This is a genomic window from Aeromicrobium sp. REDSEA-S32_B7 (assembly GCF_001626145.1).
In the GTDB taxonomy this organism is placed as follows: domain Bacteria; phylum Actinomycetota; class Actinomycetes; order Propionibacteriales; family Nocardioidaceae; genus Aeromicrobium; species Aeromicrobium erythreum.
In genome coordinates this window covers 1-10,034 of record NZ_LUNF01000319.1, presented here as the reverse complement: position 1 = coordinate 10,034, position 10,034 = coordinate 1, and the positions used below count along the sequence as shown (strand labels likewise).

The 10,034-nt window shown below is 73.5% G+C and carries 11 protein-coding genes and 1 pseudogene; 7 read left to right on the top strand and 5 right to left on the bottom strand.

Annotation, left to right across the window (positions count from 1 at the left end):
* Window positions 1-1,900, top strand: a 1,900-nt coding sequence (locus A6Q79_RS18095) for a prolyl oligopeptidase family serine peptidase (protein ID WP_317698914.1), incomplete at its 5' end; no start/stop codon positions are given.
* A gap of 73 nt (window positions 1,901-1,973) precedes the next feature.
* Here the strand turns inward: A6Q79_RS18095 and A6Q79_RS18090 are convergent.
* Complete coding sequence (locus A6Q79_RS18090) at window positions 1,974-2,258, bottom strand: hypothetical protein (protein WP_286690121.1); 285 nt, start codon at window positions 2,256-2,258, stop codon at window positions 1,974-1,976.
* 24 nt (window positions 2,259-2,282) lie between these two features.
* Complete coding sequence (locus A6Q79_RS18085; protein ID WP_286690120.1) at window positions 2,283-2,717, bottom strand: cupin domain-containing protein; 435 nt, start codon at window positions 2,715-2,717, stop codon at window positions 2,283-2,285.
* Window positions 2,718-2,941: 224 nt separating this feature from the next.
* On the opposite strand from A6Q79_RS18085, the gene A6Q79_RS18080 reads away from it, so the two are divergent.
* Together A6Q79_RS18080 and A6Q79_RS18075 are read left to right on the top strand one after the other, a co-directional pair.
* Window positions 2,942-4,546: an ABC-F family ATP-binding cassette domain-containing protein gene (locus A6Q79_RS18080; RefSeq protein WP_286690119.1), complete on the top strand. Its 1,605-nt coding sequence runs from the start codon at window positions 2,942-2,944 to the stop codon at window positions 4,544-4,546.
* Window positions 4,547-4,556: 10 nt separating this feature from the next.
* Window positions 4,557-5,303: a YqjF family protein gene (locus A6Q79_RS18075; RefSeq protein WP_236749736.1), complete on the top strand. Its 747-nt coding sequence runs from the start codon at window positions 4,557-4,559 to the stop codon at window positions 5,301-5,303.
* Here A6Q79_RS18075 and A6Q79_RS18070 read toward each other — a convergent pair.
* On the bottom strand, window positions 5,245-6,135 hold the full coding sequence (locus A6Q79_RS18070; protein WP_286690118.1) for a bile acid:sodium symporter family protein: 891 nt from the start codon (window positions 6,133-6,135) through the stop codon (window positions 5,245-5,247). The two genes, A6Q79_RS18075 and A6Q79_RS18070, sit on opposite strands and share 59 nt — an antisense overlap.
* A 62-nt stretch (window positions 6,136-6,197) precedes the next feature.
* A complete protein-coding gene (locus A6Q79_RS18065; protein ID WP_286690117.1) occupies window positions 6,198-6,980 on the bottom strand; it encodes a phosphotransferase in 783 nt (260 codons plus the stop codon).
* 27 nt (window positions 6,981-7,007) lie between these two features.
* Here A6Q79_RS18065 and A6Q79_RS18060 point away from each other — a divergent pair, with 27 nt between their 5' ends.
* A complete protein-coding gene (locus A6Q79_RS18060) occupies window positions 7,008-8,132 on the top strand; it encodes a YibE/F family protein (protein WP_317698913.1) in 1,125 nt (374 codons plus the stop codon).
* A gap of 47 nt (window positions 8,133-8,179) precedes the next feature.
* Window positions 8,180-8,500 (top strand): hypothetical protein, encoded by a 321-nt coding sequence (locus tag A6Q79_RS18055; RefSeq protein WP_286690116.1) that lies wholly within the window; start codon window positions 8,180-8,182, stop codon window positions 8,498-8,500.
* Between the two features lie 206 nt (window positions 8,501-8,706).
* On the opposite strand, the gene rnhA is transcribed toward A6Q79_RS18055, so the two are convergent.
* Window positions 8,707-9,168, bottom strand: coding sequence for a ribonuclease HI (rnhA, locus tag A6Q79_RS18050; RefSeq protein ID WP_286690115.1), 462 nt, complete (start codon window positions 9,166-9,168; stop codon window positions 8,707-8,709).
* Between the two features lie 57 nt (window positions 9,169-9,225).
* Between rnhA and A6Q79_RS18045 the strand changes: the two genes are divergently transcribed.
* Window positions 9,226-9,711, top strand: a complete 486-nt coding sequence (locus tag A6Q79_RS18045) for a DinB family protein (protein WP_286690114.1) — start codon at window positions 9,226-9,228, stop codon at window positions 9,709-9,711.
* A gap of 64 nt (window positions 9,712-9,775) precedes the next feature.
* A pseudogene (locus A6Q79_RS18040) lies at window positions 9,776-10,034 on the top strand (hypothetical protein); the annotation flags it as partial.

Sequence of the window (10,034 nt, the reverse complement as noted above, 5' to 3'; positions counted from 1 at the left end):
GCTGTCGGCGGCGGAGCGGGCCCGGCGGGAGCGCTCGCGCGAGCAGGGTGCGGGCGTCGTCGGGTACGCGACCGACACGGCGGGACGCTGGGCGTCGTTCGCGCTCTCGGGTCGCGCCTGGGCGGTCGAGCTGGCGTCCGGCGAGGTGCACGAGCTGCCGACTGTCGACGGCGTGATCGACCCGCGGGTCGACCCGACCGGTCGACGCGTGGCCTACGCGGCCGACGGAGCACTGCGCGTCGTCGACCTGCCGGGAGGCGCGTCGAGCACCGAGCCGGCCGACACGGCCCTGGCCACGCCGGACACCCCGACGCAGGTGTGGGGGCAGGCCGAGTTCATCGCCGCCGAGGAGATGGGCCGCTTCCGCGGGTTCTGGTGGGCGCCGGACGGCGAGTCGCTGCTCGTCGAGCGGTACGACGACGCCCCGGTCGCGACCTGGCACGTGGCCGACCCCGAGCACCCCGACCGCGCGCCGGTCGAGCAGCGCTACCCGGCCGCCGGCACCGCCAACAGCGACGTCACCCTCTGGCACGTCACGCTCGACGGTCAGCGCACGGAGGTCGGATGGGACCACGAGCGGTTCGAGTACCTGGCCTCGGTCACCTGGACCGAGCACGGCGCACCCGTGCTGCAGGTCCTCACCCGCGACCAGCGCACCGCGGGGGTGCTCGCGGTCGACATCGCCGACGGCTCGACGCGCACCCTCCGCACCCTCACCGACGAGGCGTGGGTCGAGGTGCTGAGCGCGCCGCGGTACGCGGCCGGTGGCCGGCTGGTCTCCGTCGAGGACGTGACAGGGGCGGCGGGGGAGGAGGCGCGCCAGGTCGTCGTCGACGGGACCCCGGTCGGCCCGCGGGGCTGGCAGGTGCGCGGCATCGTCAGCACCCACCCCGACGCCGTCGTCGTGACCGCGTCGCAGGAGCCCACCGAGGTGCAGGTCGTGCGCGTCGGCCTCGACGGCTCCGTCGAGCCGCTGACGTCGGGCCAGGCCGTGCACGGGGCCGCGGTCGGCGGTGGCACCACGGTGGTGAGCCGGTCGGCGCTCGACACGGTGGGCACGACGTTCACGGTGCACCGCGACGGCTCCGACGCCGTGTCGCAGCTGCGCGTCGTGGCCGAGCCCGCTCCCTTCGACCCCGCGGTGACGATGGTGTCGGTCGGCGCCCGGCAGCTGCGCGCCGCCGTCCTGTTCCCGCGCGACCACGTGCCGGGGTCGCGTCGCCTGCCCGTCCTCATGGACCCCTACGGCGGACCGCACGCCCAGCGCGTGCTCGCGTCGGCCCGTATGTTCCTCGAGGCCCAGTGGCTGGCCGACCAGGGCTTCTGCGTCGTCGTCGCCGACGGTCGCGGCACGCCCGGGCGCGGCAAGGCGTGGGAGCGCGAGGTGCTCGACTCCTTCGCCACGGTGACGCTCGACGACCAGGTCGACGCCCTCGCCGGCGTCGCCGAGCGCTGGCCCGACGACGTCGACACCTCGCGCGTGGGCATCACGGGCTGGTCGTACGGCGGCTACCTGTCGGCGCTCGCGGTGCTCGCCCGGCCCGACGTGTTCCACGCGGCCGTCGCCGGCGCGCCCGTGACCGAGTGGCGGCTCTACGACACCTGCTACACCGAGCGCTACCTGGGCCACCCCGACGAGCAGCCCGACGTCTACGACCGCAACTCGCTGCTGCCCCTCGCCGAGCGGCTCGAGCGACCGCTCATGCTCATCCACGGGCTGGCCGACGACAACGTGGTCGCCGCGCACACCCTGCGGCTCTCCTCGGCGCTGCTGGCCGCAGGCCGGGCGCACACGGTGCTGCCGCTGTCGGGCGTCACCCACATGACCCCGCAGGAGGTCGTCGCGGAGAACCTCAAGCTGCTCCAGGTCGACTTCCTGCGCACCCACCTCGACGCCTGACGCGTCCTGCGGACCTGATGACGGTCCTCGCCGCGGTGATCGTCAGAAGGTCCACAGAACGCAAGGGCCGGTCCTACTGCTCGCGCTTGAGGCGCTTGGGAGCGGTGGGGAGGTCGGGGACCGCGGGCGGGGCGGTGTCGGCGCGACGCGGGTCGCCCGGGAGCCAGCCGCCGTACACGTCGACCATGTCGACGACGCGCTTGTCGAACGGCTCCACGACGACCGCCCAGGCGCGGTCCTCGGAGTCGTCCTCGCCCGCGAAGCCCTCGGCCCGGGCGGTCACCGTGTAGCCCTCGGCCTCGAGGGCCTTCACGAGCTCCGCGGCGTCGTCGCGCTCGTCGAACCAGATCTCGTCCATGGCCCCCGATCGTAGGACGTCGGGTCAGCCCTCGTGCAGGGCGAAGTCGTCGAAGTCGAAGCCGGGCGAGACCACGCAGCTCACCAGCGCCTCCTGCTCGCCCGGAAGCGTCCGCTGCCAGACGCCCGCCGGCACGAGCAGCTGCGACACCTGCGTGGCGCCGACCCCGACCACATGCCGCTCGACGGCCTCCGGCACGGCTCCGGAGCCGCCCAGCTCCAGGGCGACCGCGCCCGTGTGGGCCAGCCACAGCTCGTCCGACGCGACCCGGTGCCAGGCGGAGGAGTCGCCGGCCGGCAGGAGGAACCAGATCAGGGTCGCGGTGGGTCTCACGCGCCCATCGGGCAGCGTCACGTCGACCGGCGAGCGCCACGTCTGGCGGTACCACCCGCCCTCCGGGTGCGGCTCCAGCGCGAGGCGGGCGGCAGTGCTGGGGACGTCGGAGGCCTTGGCGGTCATGGCTGCACGGTAGTAGCCTGGAGGTCCCCTACCCGCGAGGTGATCCGCCACCGTGAAGCTCTGAGGTCCGAGCCCAGCGCACGTCCTTCGACGTCAGCGCGTCTCGTCGACCTCCTTCACGGCAGCACCCGGTCCCTGCGAGGACCTTCCGTCGTGACCTCCTGACGACGCGCGCCCGCGCGGCTCACGCAGCCCCGCCCGCCCGCGATCTCCCCGGAGGCCCCATGTCCGCGACCCTGTCCCTGCACCACCTCACCCACACCTGGCCCGACGGCACCACCGTGCTCGCCCACGTCGACCTCGACCTCGGACCCGGCGTCCACGGCCTCGTCGGCACGAACGGAAGCGGCAAGTCGACCCTGCTCCGGCTGCTCACCGGCGACCTGACGCCCACCGAGGGGGTCGTCGCGGTCGGCGGCACCGTCGAGCTGTTGCCGCAGGACCCCGTGCCCTCGGTACGCGGACTCAGCGTCGCGCACGTGCTCGACGTCGCCGACACCCTCACGGCCCTGCGAGCCGTCGAGGCTGGGAGCACCGACCCCCGCGACTTCGACGCCGTCGGCGACGACTGGGACGTCGAGGAGCGGGCGCGCGCCTGGCTCGACCGGCTCGGGCTCCCCCGGGTCGGGCTCGACCGCGACGCCGCGAGCCTCTCGGGCGGCGAGCTGGTGCTGCTGGCGCTGGCCGCTCGGCTCCTGCGCCGCCCGGACGTGCTCCTGCTCGACGAGCCGACGAACAATCTCGATCGTCGCGCCCGTGCACACCTGGCCGAGGCGCTGCACGGATTCGGTGGCGTGGCCCTCGTGGCGAGCCACGACCGCGAGTTCCTCGAGCACGTCGACAGCATCGTGGAGGTGCACGCCGGCACCGTCCGTACGGTCACCGGCGGGTTCTCCGTCTACGAGGACGTGCTCGCGGCCGAGCAGGACGCCGCTGAACGCGCGGTCCGAGACGCGCGGGTCGACGTCCGACGTCAGCAACGCGAGCTCGTGGAGGCCCGCACCAAGCTGGACCGCCGCTTGCGCACCGCCGCCAAGGCCGAGGCCGAGAAGCGGGTGCCGAAGATCATCGCGCACGGTCGACGGATGCAGGCCCAGGTCTCGGCGGGACGCCTCCGCGGCGCGCACGAGGACCACGTCGAGCAGGCGAGAGCGCGGCTCGACGCCGCGCAGGAGAGGGTCCGGGACGACCGCGAGGTGCGACTCGAGCTGCCCGCCACCGCGGTCCCCCGGAGTCGCGACGTGGTGGTCGCGGACGGCCTCGTGCTGCCGCGCGTCGGCACGGCGCTCGACCTGCATCTCCGAGGTCCGGAGCGGGTGGCCCTCGTGGGCCCGAACGGCAGCGGCAAGTCGACGCTGCTGCAGGTGCTGCTCGGCGAGCTCGCCCCGAAGGCCGGCAGCGTCCGCGTCGGCGTGCCCGTGGGGCACCTCGCGCAGCGCCCGGCGCTCCCCGACGAGCAGGCCAGCGTGGTCGACAACGTCCGGCAGGCAGCACCCGACGTCCCGCCCCAGACGGTCCGCGCCCAGCTCGCTCGGCTGCTGTTCCGTGGACGCGACGCCGACCGTGTCGTCGCCACGCTGTCCGGTGGCGAACGCCTGCGGGCTGCCCTGGCGTGCGTGCTGCTGGCGGAGCCCGCGCCGCAGCTCCTGCTGCTCGACGAGCCCACCAACGACCTCGACCTGGTCAGCGTCGGGCACCTGGTCGACGCGCTGCGCGGCTACGAGGGCGCCCTGCTGGTGGTGAGCCACGACGAGCGGTTCCTCGACGACCTCGGCCTCGACCGTCGCGTGGAGCTTCCCTCACCCGGCGAGGTGGTCCCGCTGGCCTGACACTGGACCCGTGGACCCCGACGGACCTGCCCTGCACGGACCCCGGCTCATGCGACAGACGTGGGCGGACATCGCCTTCGTCCACTGGGCCGTCGACCCCGACGTCGTCGCGCCGTTCATGCCGGCAGGGGTCCGGCCCGACGTGCTCGACGGTCGGTCGTACGTGGGCCTGATCCCGTTCCGGATGCAGCACGCGGGCTTCGGGCGCGGGCCGGCGGTCCCGTGGCTGGGCACGTTCCACGAGACGAACGTGCGTCTGTACTCGGTGGACGACACCGGACGTCACGGCGTCGTGTTCCTGTCGCTGGAGTCGGCCCGGCTCGTCGTGTCGGCACTCGCCCGGCTCGTCTTCGGCACGCCGTACACCTGGGCGCGGATGCGGGTCGAGGAGCACGACGGTGTGCACCGCTACACGACGTCGCGACGCTGGCCCGGACCACGGGGCGCGGGCGGTCGGATCGAGGTGCGGCCCGGCGAACGCCTGGAGGAGCCGAGCGAGCTCGAGCACTTCGTCACGGCTCGCTTCGGGCTGCACACCCGGGTGCTCGGACGCACGTGGTGGGTGCCGAACACGCACACCGCCTGGCCGCTGCACCGCGCCGAGCTGACCTCGCTCGACGACACGCTGCTGGAGGCCGCCGGCTTCCCCGGCCTGGCAGGCACGGCGCCGGCGTCGGTGCTGTGGTCGCCCGGCACGTTCACGACGTTCGGGCTCCCGCGCCGTGGCGTGCCGGCGCGGGCAGCAGCCGCCGGGTGAGCAGCACGCCCCACAGCGCCGCGAGCGGGAACATCAGCACGCCGTAGACCGCGCCGGGCACCGAGATCGCCGTCTCGCCGAGCACCTCGACCGCGACGTAGATGGCCAGCGTCGCGTTGTGCACGCCGATCTCGAACGAGCTGGCCACCGCCTGCGCCGGGCCGAGCCCGACGAGGCGGGGCACCGCGAACCCGACCACGAGGCTCACCACGCAGAACAGCGCGGCGGGGAGCCCGACCTGGCGCAGGTAGTCGCCCGCGTCGGAGCCGGTGCTCGCGAGGATCCCGAGGACGAGCACGAGCAGGATGACGGCCGACGCGGTGCGCACCGGACGGTCGGCACGGGCCGCGAGCTCCGGCCGCCGGCGCCGCACCAGCATGCCGAGCAGCACGGGCGCCAGGACGACCACGAAGACCTCGACGACCTTCCGGAACTGCAGCGAGACCTCGTCGTCGAGGCCGTAGTGCTCGATCGCGAGGTTGGTGATGAGCGGCAGCGTGCCGATCGCGACGACGGAGTTGATCGCCGTCAGCGACACGTTGAGCGCGACGTCGCCCCGGAAGAGGTGGCTGTAGAGGTTCGCCGACGTCCCGCCGGGCGACGCCGCCAGCAGCAGCATGCCCACGGCGAGCAGGGGGTCGAGGTCGAAGGCGGTGACGAGGCCGAAGCAGAGCAGCGGCAGGAGGAGCAGCTGGCACGCCAGCGCGACCACCACCGCCTTCGGGTGGCGCCCGACCCGACGGAAGTCCTCGGGCGTGAGCGAGAGGCCGAGCCCCAGCATGATGATGCCGAGGGCGACGGGTAGGCCGACCGTGGAGAGTGCGGAGTCCATGCCTCACCCTAGAGTGATGCACGTCACTTTCCCACCCTCCGCGTCGCGTGCCGGACGGACGGCTACGGCAGGGCGTCGAGGATGGCCGGGACGCGCTCCCGGAAGGCGGCGACGCGGTCGCGGGTGCGCTGCGGCTCGCCCACCTTCTGCAGGTTCGCGATGCCCGCGTCGCCGCGGGCGATGCCGGCCGCGATCCGCTCGCTCGCCGTCGTCATGCGCTCGACGACCGCGTCCAGCAACGTCATCGGACCCCACTCGCCGTAGGCCTCCACGACGAGGTCGAGACGGCGGGCGGTCTCCTCCACGCCGATGTCGCGGTAGAGCGGGATGCCCGTCCAGGCGAGGAACGCGAGGTCGTCGATGGCCCGCCCAGGCCCGGCCATGTCCCAGTCGATCATCGCCACGAAGTGGCCGCTCTGGACGATCCAGTTGTAGGCGCCGGGGTCGTGGTGGCAGACGACCTGGTCGGGCGCGAGCGTCACCGGCTCCTCCCCCGTCCCCCGCCAGCGCAACGGCTCCTCGGGCCGGAAGCCCTCGACGACGTCGTGGTACCCGCGCAGCCAGGTGACCGCCTCGACGAGCACGGTGTCGAGCACGACCTCGTCGTCGACCGGCACGCCGCGACCCTCGACGTAGCTCAGGACCTCTCGGCCCTGGTCGTCGAGACCCTCGACCCTCGGCACGCCGCCGAGGCCCTCGTCGGCGAGGAAGGCGAGCAGGCGGTGCACGGCCGGCGTCCACGGACCCGTCGGCCTGCGGACCGTCCGGCCGATGCGCAGCGCGCCCCCGACCGCGCCCGGGAGGTGCTCGACGTCGGGGCCGTCGGCGTCTGGTGCGTCGTCCACGTGGGTCATCGTGGCACGCTATCCCCCGTGGCTCACGGACACGCACACTCCCACGACGACCTCGACGTCGGACCGCCCCGTCAGGGCCTCGCCGCGACGCTCGCCGTCGTGGTCGGCGCCATCTCGGTGGCCGCGATCGTCGCGATGGTCGTGCTCTGGCCGTCGTCGTCGCAGGTGCCCAAGGCACCCAACCCCCTCAGCGGCGAGGGCGTGACCCTGCTCGACGGCACCGTCACCGCGGTCAAGCCGTTCGACTGCGGGTCCGGCGGCGTGGGGCCGGACAACCAGCCCACCGTCGACGGCGACTGCGCCAAGGTGACCGCCGAGACCGACGACGGCGACGCCACGTTCACCCTCGACTCCGCGCGCTACCAGGCCGGGATCGACACGGGCGACGAGATCGAGGTGCTGCGCATCGCACCCCAGGGCCAGCCGGCGACGTTCGAGTTCTACGACTTCCAGCGCACCTTCCCGCTGCAGGCGCTGGCGATCGCGTTCGCGGTCCTCGTGGTGGCCGTCGCGCGGTGGCGCGGCCTCTTCGCGCTCGTCGGCATCGGCGTCACGCTGGTCGCGCTGATGCAGTTCATCCTGCCCGCCCTGCTCGCGGGGAAGTCGGCCCTCCCGGTGGCCATCGTCGGCTCGACGGTGATCATGACGGTCGTGCTCTACCTGGCCCATGGCGTGAGCATCCGCACGACCAGCGCGCTCTTCGGCACCTACTTCGGCATCATCGGCACCGCCCTGATGGGGGCGCTCGCGACCGACTGGGCGAGCCTCACGGGCATCGGCTCCGAGGACGACCGCACGCTCGTGGCCACCGTGCCGACCCTCTCCATGTCCGGCGTCGTGGCCGCGACCATGGTGATCGCCGGGCTCGGCGTCCTGAACGACGTGACCGTCACCCAGGCGAGCGCGGTGTGGGAGATGCGGGCCCTGCAGCCCACCGCCCGCGCCCGGGAGCTGTTCATGTCGGCCATGCGGATCGGCCGCGACCACATCGCCTCGAGCGTCTACACGCTCGTCTTCGCCTACGCCGGCTCGGCCATGACGGTGCTGCTGCTCATCTCCGCCTACTCGCGACCCCTCGGGGAGATGGCGACCACCGAGGAGCTCGGCCAGGAGCCCGCCGGCCGACGTCGCGCGACGTCGTGACCGTCGGCACGCCTGCCGCGGTCGCCGGCCCCGCGTAGGCTCGCGCCATGGAGTGGGTCGGCGTCGTGCTGTTCGGGGTGGGCGTGCTGGTCGCGCTCGTCGTGGCGCTGTGGCTGTTCCAGCGCTCCCTCGACCAGCCCGGCGGTCGCGACGGTCTCGGCACCATGGGCAACGGCATGGGCGTCATGGACAACTTCTTCAGCCCGTCGCGCGCCGACGCCGCCGAGGAGCTCGAACGTCAGAAGCGTGCTGCCCACGTGATGCCTTCCCCCGACGAGGACGACGAGCTGCGGCACGGCCAGGTGCGGCGCAACCCCGACGGATCCCCTCGCTCGATCCGGCTCACCCGGCCGCCCGAGGACGACTGAGGCCCTCGACGCAGGGCTCGTCGCGTGGGGTGCTCCACCCGTCGCGAGGCGCTCGAGAGGCGCACGTCACGAAACCGGCCTACCGTCGAGTCATGACCACCGCCCGCACGATCGTCGCCAGCACGCTCGGTTTCTACGTGTTCGTCGGTGCGCAGGCGTTGGACGCGCTGCGCGCCAACGGCCGTCGCCGCTGACGCAGCCCCTCCTCAGACGCGCATGGCCTCGCGCAGGCCGCGCGTCGCGAGCTGGTCGGCCAGCTCGTTGTCGGGCACGCCCGAGTGCCCCTTGACCCAGAACCACTCCACCTCGTGCCGCTCGCAGGCCTGCTTGAGCCGCTTCCAGAGGTCGACGTTCTTGACCGGCTGCTTCGTAGACGTGCGCCACCCGTTGCGCTCCCAGCCCGTCATCCACGACGTGATGCCGCCCCGCACGTAGGCGCTGTCGGTGAACAGGTGCACCGTGGAGGGTCGGTTGAGCGTCTCCAGCGCCATGATCGGTGCCATCAGCTCCATGCGGTTGTTGGTCGTGCTCTCGCGCTCGCCACCGCACATCTCCCGCACGTGCGAGCCGTAGCGCAGCACGGCACCCCAGCCGCCGGGACCGGGGTTCGGCTTGCAGCCGCCGTCGGTGTGGATGAGGACGGGGACGGTGGAGGGTGCGGTCGTCATGGCGTCGACCATCCTCGCACCTGGTCGTCGAGCCCTCGCCGGTCGTACCGTGACGCCATGAGCCTGCACACCGCCGACGAACGTTCCGTGCTTGAGGGGCTGCTCGACGTGCAGCGGGCGGAGGTCGCGCTGCTGCTCGACGAGGTCGACGACACCGAGGCGCGCACCCGGCTGGTGCCGTCGGCGACCACGGTGCTCGGGCTCGTCAAGCACGCGGTGTTCGTCGAGCGCGTCTGGTTCCACTCCCGGGTGGCGGGCGTCCCGCGCGAGCGTCTCGGCCTCCCCGCCGCACCGGCCGACAGCTTCGTGCTGACCGACGACGACACGGTCGCATCGGTCCGCGCCGACTTCGACGAGGCGTGCGACATCTCCCGCGCCGTCGCCGCCGCCCACGACCTCGACGAGACCTGGCCGTGGTACGACGGACCCGTCTCGCTGCGCTACGTCTACGGCCACATGATCGCCGAGCTCGCCCGCCACGCCGGGCACGGCGACATCCTGGTGGAGCAGCTGCTCGCACGGCGCGCGTCCGCGCAGGTCTGAGGTCGCTCGTCGAGCGCGCCGGGGCGAGCCTGGCTAGCGTCGGGTCGAGACCTCTGGAGGACCCGTGCCCGACGCCGTCGTCGCCCTGGCCGTCGTGGGGGCCGCGCACGCGGCCTTCCAGCTGACCGTGTCGGTGGTGGTCTACCCGGCGCTCGCGTCGGTGGGCGCCGACCAGTTCACACTGGCGCACGACGCGCACTCGCGGCGGATCGTGCTGCTCGTCGTTCCCCTCTACGCGGCACTGGTCGCGGTGTGCGGGTGGGCGGTCGCCACCGACCCGCGTCCGCTCGTGCAGGCGGCCGTCGCCGCGCACGGCCTAGCGC

Excerpts from the sequence above, each read along its gene's own strand:
- A6Q79_RS18070 (WP_286690118.1), bottom strand. The coding sequence starts at position 6,135 with ATGGACTCCGCACTCTCCACGGTCGGCCTACCCGTCGCCCTCGGCATC.
- rnhA (WP_286690115.1), bottom strand. The coding sequence starts at position 9,168 with ATGACGACCGCACCCTCCACCGTCCCCGTCCTCATCCACACCGACGGC.
- A6Q79_RS18085 (WP_286690120.1), bottom strand. The coding sequence starts at position 2,717 with ATGACCGCCAAGGCCTCCGACGTCCCCAGCACTGCCGCCCGCCTCGCG.
- A6Q79_RS18055 (WP_286690116.1), top strand. The coding sequence starts at position 8,180 with ATGGAGTGGGTCGGCGTCGTGCTGTTCGGGGTGGGCGTGCTGGTCGCG.
- A6Q79_RS18045 (WP_286690114.1), top strand. The coding sequence starts at position 9,226 with ATGAGCCTGCACACCGCCGACGAACGTTCCGTGCTTGAGGGGCTGCTC.
- A6Q79_RS18080 (WP_286690119.1), top strand. The coding sequence starts at position 2,942 with ATGTCCGCGACCCTGTCCCTGCACCACCTCACCCACACCTGGCCCGAC.
- A6Q79_RS18090 (WP_286690121.1), bottom strand. The coding sequence starts at position 2,258 with ATGGACGAGATCTGGTTCGACGAGCGCGACGACGCCGCGGAGCTCGTG.